Origin of the sequence: Streptomyces sp. ISL-12, assembly GCF_018614415.1 — a bacterium.
Classification (GTDB): domain Bacteria; phylum Actinomycetota; class Actinomycetes; order Streptomycetales; family Streptomycetaceae; genus Streptomyces.
In genome coordinates this window covers 1-17,762 of sequence record NZ_JAGGOO010000060.1, presented here as the reverse complement: position 1 = coordinate 17,762, position 17,762 = coordinate 1, and the positions used below count along the sequence as shown (strand labels likewise).

Below are 17,762 nucleotides of genomic sequence, written 5' to 3'. Positions count from 1 at the left end.
TTCCCGGAGACTAGCGGTCAAGTCCGCAAGAGTCAGCGAGAACAGCGGAAAAGTCCTGGTCAGCCTCTGCGAGGACGGACATTTACCACATACTGCCTCGGATTTGAGGATGTATCCAGGCTCAAGCGGTCCTGGACCCCGTCCGACGGGACCGCTCGGTGAGCACCGGGAATGCGGCGAGAGTCACACCGCGGCCACCGCGGCCCGGATCTCCTCGGCGAACCGGTCCGCGGACGCGCGCAGCGCACTGATGTCCGGACCGTGACGAAGGACACCTCGGCTGACGTTCGGCACCACATTGCGCACCGCCGCCCCGAAGACCCCGGGAAGATCGGCCGGCGTGGCCCCCTGGGCGCCGATGCCGGGCGCGAGCAGCGGACCGTTGACGTCCAGGTCGTACGAGGAGAGGTCGCCGAGCGTGGCGCCGACCACCGCGCCGAAGGAGCCGAGGGGCTTCTCCCCCGCGTTCTCGGCCGCGAGGTGGGCCAGCACCGTCGCGCCGACGCTCCGTCCGTCCCCCCGTACCGCGTGCTGGACCTCGGCGCCCTCCGGGTTGGAGGTCAGCGCCAGCACGAACAGGCCCGCGCCGTGCTCGCGCGCCATGTCGACGGCCGGCTTCAGCGAGCCGTAGCCGAGGTACGGCGAGACCGTCAGCGCGTCCGAGAACAGCGGGGCGTCCCGGTGCAGGAAGGACTCGGCGTACGCGGCCATGGTGGAGCCGATGTCCCCGCGCTTGGCGTCCATGACGACCAGCGCGCCGGCCGCCCGGGCCTCCTCGACGGACTTCTCCAGGACGGCGACGCCGCGGGAGCCGAACCGCTCGAAGAAGGCGCTCTGCGGCTTCAGGACGGCGACCCGGTCGGCCACCGCCTCCACCACCGTGCGGCTGAACCGCTCAAGGCCGGTGACGTCGTCGTTCAGGCCCCACTCGGCGAGCAGGGAGGCGTGCGGGTCGATGCCCACGCACAAGGGGCCGCGTTCGTCCATGGCACGGCGCAGCCGCGCGCCGAAGGGCTCCGTCATGCGGGTCATCGGGGCTTCCTCACATCGGCGCCGACCGCGTCGGCGAGGGTGGCGTAAGGGCTCTGGCGCAGGCGCGCGGCGAGTCCCTTGTGGATCGCCCGGCTCCAGAACGGGCCCTGGTAGATGAAGGCGCTGTAGCCCTGGACCAGCGTGGCCCCGGCCAGGATGCGCTCCCAGGCGTCCTCGGCGGTCTCGACGCCGCCGACCCCGACCAGGGTGATCCGGTCGCCCACGCGCGCGTACAGCCGCCGCAGCACCTGGAGGGAGCGTGCCTTGAGCGGGGCGCCGGACAGGCCGCCGGTCTCCTTGACGACGGAGAGCGGGGAGGTCAGGCCGAGGCCCTCGCGGGCGATGGTGGTGTTGGTGGCGATGATGCCGTCCAGGCCGAGTTCCACGGCGAGGTCGGCCACCGCGTCGACGTCCTCGTCGGCGAGGTCGGGCGCGATCTTCACCAGAAGCGGCACCCGGCGGGTGGTGACCACCCGGTCGGCGGCCTCGCGGACGGCGGTCAGCAGGGGGCGCAGCGCCTCGGTCGCCTGGAGGTTGCGCAGGCCGGGCGTGTTGGGCGACGACACGTTGACGACCAGGTAGTCGGCGTACGGCGCGAGGCGCTCGGCGGACTTCACGTAGTCGCCGGCGGCCTCCTCCTCGGGGACGACCTTGGTCTTGCCGATGTTGACGCCGACCACGGTCCGGAAGACGGGCTCGCGGGTGGCCAGGCGGGCGGCGACGATGCGGGAGCCGTCGTTGTTGAAGCCCATGCGGTTGATCAGCGCCCGGTCGGGGACGAGGCGGAACAGCCGCTTCTTCGGGTTGCCGGGCTGCGGCTCGCCGGTGACGGTGCCGATCTCGACGTGGTCGAAGCCGAGCATCGCCATGCCGTCGATCGCGACGGCGTTCTTGTCGAAGCCGGCGGCGAGGCCGAAGGGGCCGTGCATGCGCAGGCCCAGGGCCTCGGTGCGCAGCTCCTTGTAGCGGGGCGCGAGCACGGCGGCGACGAAGGTGCGCAGCACGGGGACGCGGGCGGCCAGCCGGATCCAGCGGAAAGCGAGGTGGTGGGCGCGCTCGGCGTCCATCCGTTTGAAGACGAGAGAGAAGAAAGTCTTGTACATGGTGGTGTGGTGTCCTCGGGAAGAGCCTCATGAAGAGGGGGACACCGTTTCCGGTGTCCCCCTCGGGGCTGCTAGTCGCGGGCCGCGGTCAGGAATTCCGCGTGTTCCTGGAGTGATCGGACGCCCACGTCTCCGTGGTTGAGGGCGTCGATGCCCTGGACCGCGGCGGCGAGCGCCTGGACGGTCGTCAGGCAGGGCACGGACCGCGCCACCGCCGCCGTACGGATGTCGTAGCCGTCGAGGCGGCCGCCGGTGCCGTACGGGGTGTTGACGATGAGGTCGACCTCGCCGTCGTGGATGAGCTGGACGATGGTCTTCTCGCCGTTGGGGCCGGTGCCCTCGGACTGCTTGCGGACCACGGTGGCGCCGATGCCGTTGCGGCGCAGGACCTCGGCGGTGCCGGAGGTGGCGAGCAGTTCGAAGCCGTGGGCGACCAGCTCGCGGGCCGGGAAGATCATCGAGCGCTTGTCGCGGTTGGCGACCGAGATGAAGGCGCGGCCCTTGGTGGGCAGCGGCCCGTAGGCGCCCGCCTGCGACTTGGCGTACGCCGTGCCGAAGACGGAGTCGATGCCCATGACCTCGCCGGTGGAGCGCATCTCCGGGCCGAGGACGGTGTCGACGCCGCGGCCGTGGATGTCCCGGAAGCGGGACCACGGCATCACGGCCTCCTTGACGGAGATCGGCGCGTCCAGCGGCAGCTCGCCGCCGTCGCCGGTGGCCGGGAGCAGGCCCTCGGCGCGCAGCTCGGCGATGGTGGCGCCGAGCGAGATGCGGGCGGCGGCCTTGGCCAGCGGTACCGCGGTCGCCTTCGAGGTGAAGGGCACGGTGCGCGAGGCGCGCGGGTTGGCCTCCAGGACGTAGAGGATGTCCCCGGCCAGCGCGAACTGGATGTTGATCAGGCCGCGCACGCCGACGCCCGCGGCGATGCCCTCGGTGGAGGCGCGCAGCCGCTTGATGTCGAAGCCGCCCAGCGTGATCGGGGGCAGGGCGCACGCCGAGTCGCCGGAGTGGATGCCGGCTTCCTCGATGTGCTCCATGACGCCGCCGAGGTACAGCTCCTCGCCGTCGTACAGCGCGTCGACGTCGATCTCGATCGCGTCGTCCAGGAAGCGGTCGACCAGGACCGGGCGGGACGGGCTGATCTCGGTCGACTCGGCGATGTAGGACTCCAGCCGGGTCTCGTCGTAGACGATCTCCATGCCGCGTCCGCCGAGGACGTAGGAGGGGCGGACCAGGACCGGGTAGCCGATCTCGTCGGCGATGGCCTTGGCGCCGGTGAAGGTGGTGGCGGTGCCGTGCTTGGGGGCGGGCAGGCCTGCCTCGGCGAGGACGCGGCCGAAGGCGCCGCGGTCCTCGGCGGCGTGGATCGCCTCGGGCGGGGTGCCGACGATCGGTACGCCGTTGTCCTTGAGCGCCTGGGACAGGCCCAGCGGGGTCTGGCCGCCGAGCTGGACGACGACGCCGGCGACCGGTCCGGCCTGCTGCTCGGCGTGGACGATCTCCAGGACGTCCTCCAGGGTGAGCGGCTCGAAGTAGAGCCGGTCGGAGGTGTCGTAGTCGGTGGAGACGGTCTCCGGGTTGCAGTTGACCATCACGGTCTCGTACCCGGCGTCGCTCAGCGCGAAGGAGGCGTGGACGCAGGAGTAGTCGAACTCGATGCCCTGGCCGATGCGGTTCGGGCCGGAGCCCAGGATGATGACGGCCGGCTTGTCGCGCGGCGCGACCTCGGACTCCTCGTCGTAGGAGGAGTAGAAGTACGGCGTCCTGGCGGCGAACTCGGCGGCGCAGGTGTCGACCGTCTTGTAGACCGGGCGGACGCCGAGCGCGTGCCGCACCTCGCGGACGACGTCCTCGCGCAGGCCGCGGATCTCGGCGATCTGCTGGTCGGAGAAGCCGTGCCGCTTCGCCTCGGCGAACAGGTCGGCGGTCAGCCCGGGGGCGGCGGCGATCTCGTCGGCGATCTCCTTGATGAGGAAGAGCTGGTCGACGAACCAGGGGTCGATCTTCGTGTAGTCGAAGATCTCCTCGGGGGTGGCGCCCGCGCGGATGGCCCGCATGACGGTGTTGATCCGGCCGTCGGTGGGCCGGACCGACGCCTCCAGCAGCTGCTGCTTGTCGCCGGGGTCACCGACGAAGGTGAACTGGCTGCCCTTCTTCTCCAGGGAGCGCAGCGCCTTCTGGAACGCCTCGGGGAAGTTCCGGCCGATGGCCATGGCCTCGCCGACCGACTTCATGGTCGTGGTCAGCGTCGAGTCGGCGCTCGGGAACTTCTCGAAGGCGAACCGCGGCGCCTTGACGACCACGTAGTCGAGGGTCGGCTCGAAGGAGGCCGGGGTCTCCTGCGTGATGTCGTTGGGGATCTCGTCCAGCGTGTAGCCGACGGCCAGCTTGGCGGCGATCTTGGCGATCGGGAAGCCGGTCGCCTTGGAGGCGAGCGCGGAGGAGCGCGACACGCGCGGGTTCATCTCGATGACGATGACCCGGCCGTCCTCGGGGTTGACCGCGAACTGGATGTTGCAGCCGCCGGTGTCGACGCCGACCTCGCGGATGATGGCGATGCCGACGTCGCGCAGCACCTGGTACTCGCGGTCGGTGAGCGTCATGGCGGGCGCGACGGTGATCGAGTCGCCGGTGTGCACGCCCATGGGGTCGAAGTTCTCGATGGAGCAGACGACCACGACGTTGTCGTGCTTGTCGCGCATCAGCTCCAGCTCGTACTCCTTCCAGCCGAGGATGGACTCCTCCAGGAGCACCTCGGTGGTCGGGGAGAGCGTGAGGCCCTGCCCGGCGATGCGGCGCAGCTCCTCCTCGTCGTGGGCGAAGCCGGAGCCGGCGCCGCCCATGGTGAAGGAGGGGCGGACGACGACGGGGTAGCCGCCGAGCGCCTCGACGCCGTTGAGGACGTCCTCCATGGAGTGGCAGATGTAGGAGCGGGCGGACTCGCCGTGGCCGATCTTCTTGCGGACCTCCTCGACGACCTCCTTGAACAGGTCGCGGTCCTCGCCCTTGTTGATCGCCTCGACGTTGGCGCCGATCAGCTCGACGCCGTACTTCTCCAGCACGCCGTTGCCGTGCAGGGAGATCGCGGTGTTCAGGGCCGTCTGGCCGCCCAGGGTGGGCAGCAGGGCGTCGGGGCGCTCCTTGGCGATGATCTTCTCGACGAACTCGGGGGTGATCGGCTCGACGTAGGTGGCGTCGGCGATCTCCGGGTCGGTCATGATCGTCGCCGGGTTGGAGTTCACCAGGACGACGCGCAGGCCCTCGGCCTTGAGCACGCGGCACGCCTGGGTGCCGGAGTAGTCGAACTCGGCGGCCTGGCCGATGACGATCGGGCCGGAGCCGATGACCAGGACGGACTGGATATCGGAGCGCTTAGGCACGCTGGCCCTCCATCAGAGAAACGAAGCGGTCGAACAGGTAGGCGGCGTCGTGGGGACCCGCGGCCGCTTCCGGGTGGTACTGGACGCTGAAGGCCGGCCGGTCGAGGAGCTGGAGCCCCTCCACCACGTTGTCGTTGAGGCAGACGTGGGAGACCTCGGCGCGGCCGTAGGGGGTGTCGGAGACCTTGTCGAGCGGAGCGTCGACGGCGAAGCCGTGGTTGTGCGCGGTGACCTCGACCTTGCCGGTCGTACGGTCCTGCACCGGCTGGTTGATGCCGCGGTGGCCGTACTTCAGCTTGAAGGTGCCGAAGCCGAGCGCGCGGCCGAGGATCTGGTTGCCGAAGCAGATGCCGAACAGCGGGGTACCGCGCTCCAGGACGCCCCGCATGAGGGCGACCGGGTGGTCGGCGGCGGCGGGGTCGCCGGGGCCGTTGGAGAAGAACACGCCGTCCGGCTCGACCGCGTAGACGTCCTCGACGGTCGCGGTGGCCGGCAGGACGTGCACCTCGATGCCGCGCTCGGCCATGCGGTGCGGGGTCATGCCCTTGATGCCGAGGTCGATCGCGGCGACGGTGAACTTCTTCTCGCCGATCGCGGGGACGACGTACGCCTCCTGGGTGGCGACCTCCTCGAAGAGGCTCGCGCCCTTCATCTGCGGCTGCTCCTGCACGCGCGCGAGGAGCGCGGCGTCGTCGGCGAGGGCGTCGCCGGAGAAGACGCCGGCCCGCATGGAGCCGCGCTCGCGCAGGTGGCGGGTGAGGGCGCGGGTGTCGATGCCGGAGATGCCGACGATGCCCTGGCGGGTCAGCTCGTCGTCCAGGGAGCGCCGGGAGCGCCAGTTGGACGGCACGCGCGCGGGGTCGCGCACGACGTAGCCGGAGACCCAGACGCGCCGGGACTCGTCGTCCTCGTCGTTCCAGCCGGTGTTGCCGATCTGCGGGGCGGTCGCCACGACGATCTGCCGGGCGTACGACGGGTCGGTCAGGGTCTCCTGGTAGCCGGTCATGCCGGTGGAGAAGACGGCCTCGCCGAAGGTCTCCCCCACGGCCCCGTAGGCGCGGCCGCGGAAGACCCGGCCGTCCTCCAGGACGAGTACTGCGGGAGTCTTGCCGGCTCCCCTTATGGAGGTCGTCATCGCGCGCCTTCCGTTTCCCTCTTGTTGATCATGTCGTTCAGGGTGTCGACCCACTCGTTGTGCTCGGCCGCGTGGTCGGAGCGGAAGCCGGAGTCGATCAGTTTGCCGCCGTGTTCCCAGGTCAGGACCAGCAGTCCGCCCTCGGTGAGGACCTTGCCGGCGATGCCCTTGTCGAGCCGGGCCTCGCGCAGGGCGGCGGCCGGGACGAAGAAGTCGGTGGCGCCGGGGCGTACGACGTCGACTCCCGCGTCCGTCAGCGTCAGCACGGCCCGGCTACGGGTGCCCAGGCCGCGGGCCACGATGCGGTCCAGCCACTGACCGGCGGTGGTGGAGCCGTGGTAGCGGCCGCTCATCGACAGCACAGCCAGTGTCGCCGGGCCGGGGTCCTCCGGCGCGGCGGGCAGCTCCGGGAGGTCCCCCTGGAGGGTGCCGCGCCATTTCCAGCCCTCGCGCATCAGCCAGTAGACGAGCGCGACGAACAGGGCGAGGCCGACGACCCAGCCGATGCGGGCGGCCCAGTCGGTCACTTCCGCCGATTGCTTCTCGGCGGCCAGCAGGATTACAGGTGTCACGTGAGCTTCCCGTCGACGAGCGTGGCCTTGCCCCGCAGCCACGTGTGCGTCACACGGCCCGGCAGCTCGCGCCCCTCGTAGGGGGTGTTGCGGCTGCGCGAGGCGAAGCCCGCGGGGTCCACCCGGCCACGGTATTCCGTGTCGACGAGGGTGAGGTTGGCGGGCTCACCTGCCGAGACGGGGCGGCCCTGGCCGGCTGCCTGTCCGATCTGCGCGGGCTTGACGGACATCCGGTCGGCGACGCCGGCCCAGTCCAGCAGACCCGTGTCCACCATGGTCTCCTGGACCACTGACAACGCGGTCTCCAGGCCGACCATGCCCATGGCGGCGGCGGCCCACTCGCAGTCCTTGTCCTCGTGCGGGTGCGGGGCGTGGTCGGTGGCGACGATGTCGATCGTGCCGTCCGCCAACGCCTCGCGCAGCGCCATGACGTCACGCTCGGTGCGCAGCGGCGGGTTCACCTTGTAGACCGGGTTGTAGGACCGGACCAGCTCGTCGGTGAGAAGCAGGTGGTGCGGGGTGACCTCGGCGGTGACCTGGATGCCCCGGGACTTGGCCCAGCGGACGATCTCGACGGACCCGGCGGTCGACAGGTGGCAGATGTGGACGCGGGAGCCGACGTGCTCGGCGAGCAGGACATCCCGGGCGATGATCGATTCTTCGGCCACCGCCGGCCAGCCGCCGAGCCCCAGCTCGGCGGAGACGACGCCCTCGTTCATCTGGGCGCCCTCGGTGAGGCGCGGCTCCTGCGCGTGCTGGGCGACGACGCCGTCGAACGCCTTCACGTACTCCAGGGCGCGCCGCATGATCACCGCGTCGTGCACGCACTTGCCGTCGTCGGAGAAGACGGTGACGCCGGCCGCGGACTCGTGCATGGCGCCCAGTTCGGCGAGCTTGGCGCCCTCCAGGCCGACGGTGACGGCGCCGATGGGCCGCACGTCGCAGTAGCCGGACTCGGTGCCGAGCCGCCAGACCTGCTCGACCACGCCCGCCGTGTCGGCGACCGGGAAGGTGTTGGCCATGGCGAACACGGTGGTGTAGCCGCCGGACGCCGCCGCGCGGGTGCCGGTCAGGACCGTCTCGGAGTCCTCACGGCCGGGCTCGCGCAGATGGGTGTGCAGGTCGACCAGGCCGGGCAGCAGCACCTTGCCCGCCGCCTCCACGACCTCCGCGCCCTCGGCGGTCAGGCCCTGGCCCACCGCCTCGATGGTCTCGCCGTCGATCAGTACGTCCCGCTGCTCGCCGCCGAGCACCTTCGCACCACGGATCAGGATCTTGCTCATGGGTCTTACTTCTCCTCAGTGCGGGTCTGGGCGGGCTCGTTGCCGCCGAGCAGCAGGTACAGCACGGCCATGCGGATGGAGACGCCGTTGGCGACCTGCTCGACGACGGTGCAGCGGTCGGAGTCGGCGACCTCGGCGGTGATCTCCATGCCGCGGACCATCGGCCCGGGGTGCATCACGATGGCGTGCCCGGGCATCTTCGCCATGCGGTCGCCGTCGAGGCCGTAGCGGCGGGAGTACTCGCGCTCGGTCGGGAAGAACGCGGCGTTCATCCGCTCGCGCTGCACGCGCAGCATCATCACGGCGTCGGACTCGGTGAGCCTGGAGTCGAGGTCGTAGGAGACCTCGCAGGGCCAGGTCTCGACGCCGACCGGCAGCAGGGTGGGCGGGGCGACCAGGGTGACCTGGGCGCCGAGGGTGTGCAGCAGGTCGACGTTGGAGCGGGCGACGCGGCTGTGCAGGACGTCGCCGACGAGGGTGACGCGCCGCCCGTCGAGGTCCTTGCCGAGCCCGGCGTCCCGGCCGACCAGCCGGCGGCGCATGGTGAACGCGTCCAGCAGGGCCTGGGTGGGGTGCTGGTGGGTGCCGTCCCCGGCGTTGATCACATGGGCGTCGATCCAGCCGGAGGTGGCCAGCCGGTACGGGGCTCCGGAGGCGCCGTGCCGGATGACGACCGCGTCGACGCCCATGGCCTCCAGGGTCTGGGCGGTGTCCTTCAGGGACTCGCCCTTGGAGACGCTGGAGCCCTTGGCGGTGAAGTTGATGACGTCCGCGGACAGCCGCTTCTCGGCCGCCTCGAAGGAGATCCGGGTCCGGGTGGAGTCCTCGAAGAAGAGGTTGACGACGGTACGGCCGCGCAGGGTGGGCAGTTTCTTGATCGGCCGGTCGGCGACCCGGGCCATCTCCTCGGCGGTGTCGAGGATCAGGACGGCGTCGTCGCGGGTGAGGTCGGCGGCCGAGATGAGATGACGCTGCATCTGTCAGGCTCCGTAAGGCAGTTCATTCGGGAGGTTTCGGGCAGCTCGGCGCATGCGTGGGCACGCCGAAGCGGCCCGGCGCCCGAGGTGCTACCGGTCGGTCTTGGCGCCGAGCAGCACGGTGTCGCGACCGTCCTCCTCGGCGAGCAGGACCTTGACCGTCTCCCGCAGCGACGTGGGGAGGTTCTTGCCGACGTAGTCGGCGCGGATCGGGAGTTCGCGGTGGCCGCGGTCGACGAGGACGGCGAGCTGGACCGCGCGGGGCCGGCCGATGTCGTTCAGGGCGTCGAGGGCGGCGCGGATGGTGCGGCCGGAGAAGAGGACGTCGTCGACGAGGACGACGAGGCGGCCGTCGAGGCCGTCCCCGGGGATCTCCGTGCGGGCCAGCGCACGCGGCGGGTGCATGCGCAGGTCGTCGCGGTACATGGTGATGTCGAGCGAGCCGCAGGGGACCTTGCGCTCGGTGATCTGCTCCAGCTTCGCGGCGAGCCGGCGGGCGAGGAAGACGCCCCGGGTCGGGATGCCGAGGAGCACCACGTCGTCGGCGCCCTTGGCGCGTTCGACGATCTCGTGGGCGATACGGGTCAGCACCCGCGCGATGTCGGGGCCTTCCAGCACGGGCCGCGCGTCGGACGGTGAACCGGGCTGGGTGTCCTGCTTGTCCATGGGAAACGGACCTCCTTCTCCGCCTCACGGGACGGACCTTAAAGGACGTCGGATTTGCGCCATCCACGGTAGCAGGTGCCGACTGGCACCCTCACCGCACCCCATCGCCACCCCGATCGCGCCTCTGTCATCCCATCGGAGTACCTCAGTCACTCGGATGGCCTAACGTGTCGCCATCGGCCCGGAAGAGTCGACGCGGACCGTTCGGCTTGACGCGGCAGAGTAACGCTGCGTAACCTCACAGTGAGTTACCAGCCGCGCGGCAGGAAACCGAGCCCGTCGCGTCGACACAGTGTCCGGGGAGCCATATGTCCAGCGAATACGCCAAACAGCTCGGGGCCAAGCTCCGCGCCATCCGCACCCAGCAGGGCCTTTCCCTCCACGGTGTCGAGGAGAAGTCCCAGGGCCGCTGGAAGGCCGTCGTGGTCGGTTCGTACGAGCGCGGCGACCGTGCCGTGACCGTGCAGCGCCTCGCCGAGCTGGCGGACTTCTACGGCGTTCCGGTGCAGGAACTGCTTCCGGGCACCACGCCCGGCGGTGCCGCCGAGCCGCCGCCGAAGCTGGTCCTGGACCTGGAGCGGCTGGCCACGGTGCCGGCCGAGAAGGCGGGCCCCCTCCAGCGCTACGCGGCGACGATCCAGTCCCAGCGCGGTGACTACAACGGCAAGGTGCTCTCGATCCGCCAGGACGACCTGCGCACACTGGCCGTGATCTACGACCAGTCGCCCTCGGTCCTCACCGAGCAGCTGATCAGCTGGGGTGTCCTGGACGCGGACGCACGCCGCGCGGTGGCGTCCCACGAGGAAGTCTGAGCACCGCCCGTACCAGCAGAAACGTGCCGCCGGGGTGGCCGGAACCAGTCGGTTCCGGCCACCCCGGCGGCATGTGCGAGGCCACGCCGGTGAGGGCGACTTCCCAGGGGCGCGGGGAACTGCGCGAGCAACCACGTACCGCCCGCACGTCACTCGAATGCCGCAGCCCCGCGGCGCCCCTTGCCGGTCAGGCTCTCCGCAGCGTCGGCTTCAGCTCCTTGAGCCGGCCCAGCAGCCCGTTGACGAACGACGGCGACTCGTCGGTCGAGAACTCCTTCGCCAGCTGCACCGCCTCGTCGAGCACGACGGCGTCCGGCGTCCCGTCGACCCAGATCAGCTCGTACGCGCCGAGGCGCAGGATGTTGCGGTCGACCACCGGCATGCGGTCGAGCGTCCAGCCCACCGCGTACTGGGCGATCAGCTCGTCGATACGCGTCGCGTGCTCCGCGTACCCCTCGACCAGCTCCATCGTGTACTCGCTCACCGGCGGCTGCCGGGTGTCGGACCGGGAGTGCCGTACCCAGTCCGCGAGGACGGTCAGGACGTCGGCGCCGCGCTGGTCGCCCTCGAAGAGGATCTGGAAGGCGCGCTTGCGGGCCGTGTTGCGGGCGGCCACGGTTAGCTGTTCACCCGGCCGAGGTAGTCGCTGCTGCGGGTGTCGACCTTGATCTTCTCACCGGTGGTGATGAAGAGCGGGACCTGGATCTGGTGGCCGGTCTCCAGGGTGGCGGGCTTGGTGCCGCCGGTGGAGCGGTCGCCCTGGACGCCGGGCTCGGTCTCCTGGACGGTCAGCTCGACGGCGGCGGGCAGCTCGACGAAGAGCACCTCGCCCTCGTGCTGGGCGACGGTGGCCTCGAAGCCCTCGATGAGGAAGTTGGCGGCGTCACCGACGACCTTGCGGTCGATGTGGAGCTGGTCGTAGGTCTCCATGTCCATGAAGACGAAGTAGTCGCCGTCCATGTACGAGAACTGCATGTCGCGCTTGTCGACAGTGGCCGTCTCGACCTTGACACCGGCGTTGAAGGTCTTGTCGACGACCTTGCCGGAAAGCACGTTCTTGAGCTTGGTGCGCACGAAGGCCGGGCCCTTGCCGGGCTTGACGTGCTGGAACTCGACGACGGACCAGAGCTGGCCGCCTTCGAGCTTGAGCACCAGGCCGTTCTTGAGGTCGTTCGTGGAAGCCACGGTTGCGGAATCTCCTGGACTGGACTGTGACGTGGACGACCCCGGGGCAAGCGCACAGCGCGAGGCTAGAGCGCGAGCAGCTCCTTGGTCGTGATGGTGAGTAGCTCGGGTCCGCCGTCCGCCTCGGGGCGTACGACGAGCGTGTCATCGATCCGGACACCGCCCCGGCCGGGGAGGTGGACCCCCGGTTCGACGGTGACCGGCACACAAGCGTCCAGTTTACCCATGGCCGCCGGGGTCAATTGAGGGTCCTCGTCGATTTCGAGTCCGACGCCGTGTCCGGTACGCACGGGGAGGTTCTCCGTGTACCCGGCGGAGTCCAGTACCTGGCGGGCGGCGCGGTCCACGTCACGGTGGGCGGCGCCGGGCACCAGGGCCTCTCGGCCGGCCCGCTGCGCGGCGAAGACGAGGTCGTACAGCTCGATCTGCCAGTCGGCGGGCGAGGTGCCGATGACGAACGTACGGCCGATCTCGCAGCGGTAGCCGCGGTAGGTGGCGCCGAGGCAGACGGAGAGGAAGTCGCCCTCCTCCACCCGCCGGTCGGTGGGCCGGTGACCGGGCCGCCCGGAGTTCGGGCCGGTCCCCACCGAGGTGGGGAAGGCCGGGCCGTCGGCGCCGTGGTCGACGAGGCGGCGTTCCAGTTCCAGGGCGAGGTGCCGCTCGGTGCGGCCGACGAGGATGGATTCGAGCAGCTCGCCGAGGGCCTGGTCGGCGATCTCGGCGCCGATGCGCAGGCAGGAGATCTCCTCCTCGTCCTTGACCACCCTCAGCTGTTCGACGGCCTGGCCCAGGTCGGCCAGGCGGAGCCGGGGAGCGACGGAGCCGATGGCGCGGTGCCGGGCCACGGTGAGGTGGTGCTCCTCCACGGCGAGGGAGTCGGCGCCCTGGGTCACGGCGAGGCCGCCGGCGGCGACGGCGGTGTCGGCGCCGGCACCGGGCAGGACCCGGAGCCGCAGGGTCTCGTCGGGTCGTCCGTCGGTGGCACGGTCGTCCGGGGGCTCGCCGCACAGCAGCAGGTCCTCGGTGGCACCCAGCAGCAGGACGGCACCGCGCGGGGCGGCACCGGCGAGATAGCGCACGTTGGCGGGCCGGGAGACCAGCGCCGCCGCGCTGCCGCCCGCATTGCAGCGTTCACGTAGGCGCGTCCGGCGGGCCGCGTACACCTCTGACATGAGCCGAGCGTAAGAGCTCCGCTCGGGGGGCGCCGCTCAGGAGAGGCCGAGTGGGCGGTGGGGGCGCCCGCCGCCCAGAGGGAGGGGACGGGCGGGTGTGGCGTGCCGGCCGGTGGGGGCTGGGCGCGCCCACGCGGCGGAGCCGCACAGTGATACAGCCTCGCGCCCCTTCGGCCGGGGACGGCTCTCCGCGTCGGCAGGTCTGCGGGCTCCTCTTCGGCCGACGTATGGTTCGTCGACTGCCCACCGGCGGGGGCCGGTGCGCGGTTCCCCGCGCCCCTTCCGTGAGGGCGCCCCCTGCGTCACCAGCTCGGCGGGCTCGCGATCGAGCGGGTCAGTACGTCGTCCAGGACGCGGGCCGTCTCGGGGACGTCGATCTGGGAGTTGTCGATGATCGGCAGACCGGAGCCGTACCAGCCGGCCATCCGGCCGTGGATGCGGGCGACCTCCTCGTCGGTGAGGCGGCGGTTGCCCGCCCGCTCGGCGTTGCGCTCCAGGACGACGTCCAGGCCGGGCAGCAGGACGACGGGGAGCAGGCCGGGCCCGACGTGCCGTTTCCAGCCGCCGAGGCCGACGACCGGGCGGTCGGGGAAGACGGCGTCGTCGAGGATGCAGGAGATGCCGTTGGCCAGGAAGTTGCGCGCGGCGAAGCCACAGGTGCGGCGGGCCAGGCGGTACTGCGCCTCGGAGTGGTCGTTCCACCCGGACTGCGGGTCGGCGAAGCCCGAGCGGACCCACTCACGCACGTCGTCGAGGCTGATGTGGGCGGTGGGCACCCGGCGGTGGTCCGCCCAGTACTTGGCGACGCTGGTCTTGCCTGCGCCGGCCGGGCCGATCAGCAGTACGGCGAGGACGCTGGTCGCCGGGTCGGAGGCGGCGTTGGGGACAGGCGGCACGCTGGACGCGGCCACGGGCGGACCCGGGGGCAGCGGGACGTGCCCTGTGGTCTCCGGCGGGGGCGGGATGTGCCGCGCGATGGGAGCGTGCTGGGGTGGCGGCGCGTGCGGCGGGACCGGCGGGGTCGCCGGGGGCGGGCCCGGGTAGCCGGGTGCCGGGGGCGGTGGTACGGGGGCGGACGCCCGGTGCGCTCCCGGGGGCGGTTCCGGGTGATGTGCGGCCGGTGACCAGCCGGCGGCCGGTCCGTGCCCCGGCTGGTGGGGCGGCGGCAGCGGAGAACCCACTGCGTGCTGCATCCGGTGCCACTCCGTCTCGTTCTCGGGCTCGGTCCGCCGCCGGGGCGCTGCGGCCGGTGCCGGAGGTCGGCACCGGCGCGCCCCCATCGGCTCACTCACCGCGGGCGATGGGCGCTGACAGCGGGGCCGGCCCCGCCTCTGTCGCAGAACGGTACCGCCCCCGGCCGTCGTTTGGTGAACGGCCGGGGGCGGCCCCAAGTGCCCGGCGCGCGGGGCGAATCGGGCAGATGGTGCGCGGTGGTACCTACTGCCCCACTTCGCCGTAGGCGGCGAGGAGGACGGCGGGGTCGGGGCCTTCCAGGACGGTGGGCTTGGCCAGGCCGTCCAGGACGATGAAGCGCAGCAGGTCGCCGCGGGACTTCTTGTCGAGCTTCATGTTCTCCACCAGCTTGGGCCACTGGTCGTGCCGGTAGTGCAGCGGCAGCCCCACGGCTTCGAGGATGCTGCGGTGGCGGTCGGCGGTGGCGTCGTCCAGGCGGCCGGCGAGGCGGCCCAGTTCGGCGGCGAAGTGCATGCCGACCGCGACGGCGGCGCCGTGCCGCCACTTGTAGCGCTCGTTCTTCTCGATGGCGTGGCCGAGGGTGTGGCCGTAGTTGAGGATCTCCCGGCGGCCCGCCTCCTTCAGGTCGGAGGAGACGACCTCGGCCTTGACCCGGACGGCCCGCTCGATCAGCTCGGCGGTGTGCGGTCCTGCCGGGGTGCGGGCGGCCTCGGGGTCGGACTCGATGAGGTCGAGGATCGCCGGGTCGGCGATGAAGCCGGCCTTGATGATCTCGGCGAGCCCGGAGACGTAGTCGTTGACCGGGAGGGAGTCCAGCGCGGCGAGGTCGCAGAGGACCCCGGCGGGCGGGTGGAAGGCGCCGACGAGGTTCTTGCCCTCGGCGGTGTTGATGCCGGTCTTGCCGCCGACGGCCGCGTCGACCATGGCCAGCACGGTGGTCGGTACGGCGATCCAGCGCACGCCGCGCAGCCAGGTCGCGGCGACGAACCCGGCCACGTCCGTGGTGGCGCCGCCGCCCACGCCGACGATGACGTCGGTGCGGGTGAACCCGGACTGGCCGAGCGCCTTCCAGCAGTAGGCGGCGACCTCGGCGGTCTTGGCCTCCTCCGCGTTGGGCACCTGGATGGCGATCGCGTCGTAGCCCTGCCCGGCGAGGTCGGCGCGCAGCGCGTCGCCCGTCTCGGCGAGCGCCTCGGGGTGGATGACGGCGACGCGCTTGGCCTTGGGCCCGACGAGACCGGGCAGCTCGTCCAGGAGCTGCCGGCCCACCAGGACCTCGTAGGCCTCGCTGCCCGCGGTGGCGCCGATCTGGATGCGGGTGACTGCCTCGCTGCTCATGCTTCCTTCAACTCCAGTGCGTCCAGGGCGGCTTCGGCGACCTCTTCGGGAGTGCGGCCGTCGGTCGGTACGGCGGCCACGGCGACGCTCTCGTACAGGTGCCGCCGGGCCTCCATCAGCTCGCGCCACTGCTTGCGCGGGTTGACCGCGAGCAGCGGCCGGGCCGCGTTGAGGCCGGTACGCTTGACCGCTTCCTCGACGTCCATCGAGAGGTAGACCACCCGGTGCCCGGCGAGCAGCGCGCGCGTCTCCTCGTCCAGGATCGCGCCGCCGCCCAGGGCCAGGACGCCGTCGTGCTCGGCGAGCGCCCGCCGCACGGCCGCCTTCTCGATGGCCCGGAAGGCGGCCTCGCCCTCGTCCACGAAGATCTCGGCGATGGCGCGGCCCTCGGCGGCGACGATGTCCTCGTCGGTGTCGCGGTAGCCGGTCCCGAGCCGCTCGGCGAGCAGCGCGCCGACGGTGGACTTGCCGACCCCCATCGGGCCGACCAGGACGAGCAGCGGTGCGCTCATCGGATGGCCAGGGCGTCGAGGAACGAGGTGACGTTGCGCCGGGTCTCGGGCACGCTGTCGCCGCCGAACTTCTCCGCCACCGCGTCCGCCAGGACCAGCGCGACCATGGCCTCGGCGACGATGCCGGCCGCCGGGACGGCACAGACGTCGGAGCGCTGGTGGTGGGCGGCGGCTTCCTCGCCGGTGGCGACGTCCACGGTCTTCAGGGCGCGCGGCACGGTCGCGATCGGCTTCATCGCCGCCCGCACCCGCAGCAGCTCACCCGTGGTCAGCCCGCCCTCGGTGCCGCCGGAACGGCCCGACGCCCGCTTGATGCCCTCGGGGGTGGTGAGGATCTCGTCGTGCGCCTTCGAACCGGGCACCCGGGCCAGACCGAAGCCGTCCCCGACCTCGACACCCTTGATCGCCTGGATGCCCATGAGCGCGGCGGCGAGCCGGGCGTCCAGCCGCCGGTCCCAGTGCACGTGCGAGCCGAGGCCGACCGGAACCCCGTACGCCAGCACCTCCACGACACCACCCAGAGTGTCGCCGTCCTTGTGGGCCTGGTCGATCTCCTCGACCATCGCCTTGGAGGCGTCCGCGTCCAGGCAGCGCACCGGGTCGGCGTCCAGCTTCTCCACATCGGCCGGCGTCGGCAGCACGCCGTAGGGCGCCTTCGCGGCGGCCAGCTCGACGACATGGCTGACGATCTCGATGCCGGCCGTCTCCTTCAGGTACGACCGCGCCACCGCGCCGAGCGCGACCCGCGCGGCGGTCTCCCGCGCGGAGGCGCGCTCCAGGATCGGCCGGGCCTCGTCGAAGCCGTACTTCTGCATGCCCGCCAGGTCGGCGTGGCCGGGCCTCGGCCGGGTCAGCGGGGCGTTGCGGGCGAGCCCGGCGAGGACCTCCGGGTCGACCGGGTCACCGGCCATGACCTGCTCCCACTTGGGCCACTCGGTGTTGCCCACCATGATCGCGACCGGGGAGCCCAGGGTCAGGCCGTGCCGGACACCGCCGAGGAAGGTGACCTCGTCCCGCTCGAATTTCATCCGAGCGCCGCGCCCGTAGCCGAGCCGCCGCCGCGCCAGGTGGTCCGCCACCATCTCCGTGGTGATCGGCACGCCGGCGGGAAGACCCTCCAGCGTCGCGACGAGTGCGGGGCCGTGCGACTCCCCCGCGGTCAGCCAGCGCAACCTGCTCAACAGTGCTCCTCGGTGTTCGCGCCCTGTCCATCACGGCGCGACCGGGTGCGCGGCCCTGATCCGCCGCTCCCAATCCTCCCATGTCCCCCGATGTGACCTGGGCGGCGGTCCACCAACCGGACAGCGGACCGCCCGCGGGCGCCTAGGGCCTGTCGTTTGGATCACGCCGCAGACGCGGGGTCTGGCACGCGCATCTGCGGCGTTGTCGTCACTCGCCGAC

General features: G+C 71.7%; 16 protein-coding genes. 1 reads left to right on the top strand and 15 read right to left on the bottom strand.

What is annotated here, in order from left to right; translation table 11 throughout:
• Positions 1-183: 183 nt before the first annotated feature.
• The 8 genes from pyrF to pyrR form a co-directional block, all read right to left on the bottom strand.
• Positions 184-1,032, bottom strand: a complete 849-nt coding sequence (pyrF, locus tag J7I94_RS16895) for an orotidine-5'-phosphate decarboxylase (protein ID WP_215167945.1) — start codon at positions 1,030-1,032, stop codon at positions 184-186.
• Positions 1,029-2,135 carry a quinone-dependent dihydroorotate dehydrogenase gene (locus J7I94_RS16890; RefSeq protein WP_215167944.1) on the bottom strand — a complete coding sequence of 369 codons (1,107 nt, stop codon included), beginning with the start codon at positions 2,133-2,135 and terminating at the stop codon, positions 1,029-1,031. Before J7I94_RS16890 ends, pyrF begins: the two co-directional genes overlap by 4 nt.
• 71 nt (positions 2,136-2,206) lie before the next feature.
• Positions 2,207-5,515: a carbamoyl-phosphate synthase large subunit gene (gene carB / locus J7I94_RS16885; protein ID WP_215167943.1), complete on the bottom strand. Its 3,309-nt coding sequence runs from the start codon at positions 5,513-5,515 to the stop codon at positions 2,207-2,209.
• A complete protein-coding gene (gene carA, locus J7I94_RS16880) occupies positions 5,508-6,650 on the bottom strand; it encodes a glutamine-hydrolyzing carbamoyl-phosphate synthase small subunit (protein WP_215167942.1) in 1,143 nt (380 codons plus the stop codon). Before carA ends, carB begins: the two co-directional genes overlap by 8 nt.
• Positions 6,647-7,222, bottom strand: coding sequence for a hypothetical protein (locus J7I94_RS16875; RefSeq protein ID WP_215167941.1), 576 nt, complete (start codon positions 7,220-7,222; stop codon positions 6,647-6,649). The genes carA and J7I94_RS16875 overlap by 4 nt, the downstream gene beginning before the upstream one ends.
• The gene (locus J7I94_RS16870; RefSeq protein WP_215167940.1) at positions 7,219-8,505 is read right to left on the bottom strand and encodes a dihydroorotase; all 1,287 of its coding nucleotides are present in this window, start codon (positions 8,503-8,505) and stop codon (positions 7,219-7,221) included. Before J7I94_RS16870 ends, J7I94_RS16875 begins: the two co-directional genes overlap by 4 nt.
• A 5-nt stretch (positions 8,506-8,510) precedes the next feature.
• The gene (locus tag J7I94_RS16865) at positions 8,511-9,482 is read right to left on the bottom strand and encodes an aspartate carbamoyltransferase catalytic subunit (protein ID WP_215167939.1); all 972 of its coding nucleotides are present in this window, start codon (positions 9,480-9,482) and stop codon (positions 8,511-8,513) included.
• Between the two features lie 90 nt (positions 9,483-9,572).
• Complete coding sequence (gene pyrR / locus J7I94_RS16860) at positions 9,573-10,148, bottom strand: bifunctional pyr operon transcriptional regulator/uracil phosphoribosyltransferase PyrR (protein WP_215167938.1); 576 nt, start codon at positions 10,146-10,148, stop codon at positions 9,573-9,575.
• A 308-nt stretch (positions 10,149-10,456) separates the two neighbouring features.
• Between pyrR and bldD the strand changes: the two genes are divergently transcribed.
• Positions 10,457-10,960, top strand: a complete 504-nt coding sequence (bldD, locus tag J7I94_RS16855) for a transcriptional regulator BldD (RefSeq protein ID WP_190206437.1) — start codon at positions 10,457-10,459, stop codon at positions 10,958-10,960.
• A gap of 187 nt (positions 10,961-11,147) precedes the next feature.
• On the opposite strand, the gene nusB is transcribed toward bldD, so the two are convergent.
• From nusB to aroC, 7 genes are all read right to left on the bottom strand, one after another.
• Positions 11,148-11,576 carry a transcription antitermination factor NusB gene (gene nusB / locus J7I94_RS16850; protein ID WP_215167937.1) on the bottom strand — a complete coding sequence of 143 codons (429 nt, stop codon included), beginning with the start codon at positions 11,574-11,576 and terminating at the stop codon, positions 11,148-11,150.
• Between the two features lie 2 nt (positions 11,577-11,578).
• On the bottom strand, positions 11,579-12,145 hold the full coding sequence (efp, locus tag J7I94_RS16845) for an elongation factor P (RefSeq protein WP_215167936.1): 567 nt from the start codon (positions 12,143-12,145) through the stop codon (positions 11,579-11,581).
• 65 nt (positions 12,146-12,210) lie between these two features.
• Complete coding sequence (locus tag J7I94_RS16840; protein ID WP_215167935.1) at positions 12,211-13,317, bottom strand: aminopeptidase P family protein; 1,107 nt, start codon at positions 13,315-13,317, stop codon at positions 12,211-12,213.
• Between the two features lie 302 nt (positions 13,318-13,619).
• Positions 13,620-14,510 (bottom strand): Pro-rich N-terminal domain-containing protein, encoded by an 891-nt coding sequence (locus J7I94_RS16835; RefSeq protein ID WP_215167934.1) that lies wholly within the window; start codon positions 14,508-14,510, stop codon positions 13,620-13,622.
• 244 nt (positions 14,511-14,754) lie between these two features.
• Positions 14,755-15,849, bottom strand: a complete 1,095-nt coding sequence (gene aroB / locus J7I94_RS16830) for a 3-dehydroquinate synthase (RefSeq protein ID WP_215167933.1) — start codon at positions 15,847-15,849, stop codon at positions 14,755-14,757.
• A complete protein-coding gene (locus J7I94_RS16825) occupies positions 15,846-16,361 on the bottom strand; it encodes a shikimate kinase (protein ID WP_215167932.1) in 516 nt (171 codons plus the stop codon). The genes aroB and J7I94_RS16825 overlap by 4 nt, the downstream gene beginning before the upstream one ends.
• Complete coding sequence (gene aroC, locus J7I94_RS16820) at positions 16,358-17,542, bottom strand: chorismate synthase (protein ID WP_215167931.1); 1,185 nt, start codon at positions 17,540-17,542, stop codon at positions 16,358-16,360. The genes J7I94_RS16825 and aroC overlap by 4 nt, the downstream gene beginning before the upstream one ends.
• Between the last annotated feature and the right edge of the window lie 220 nt (positions 17,543-17,762).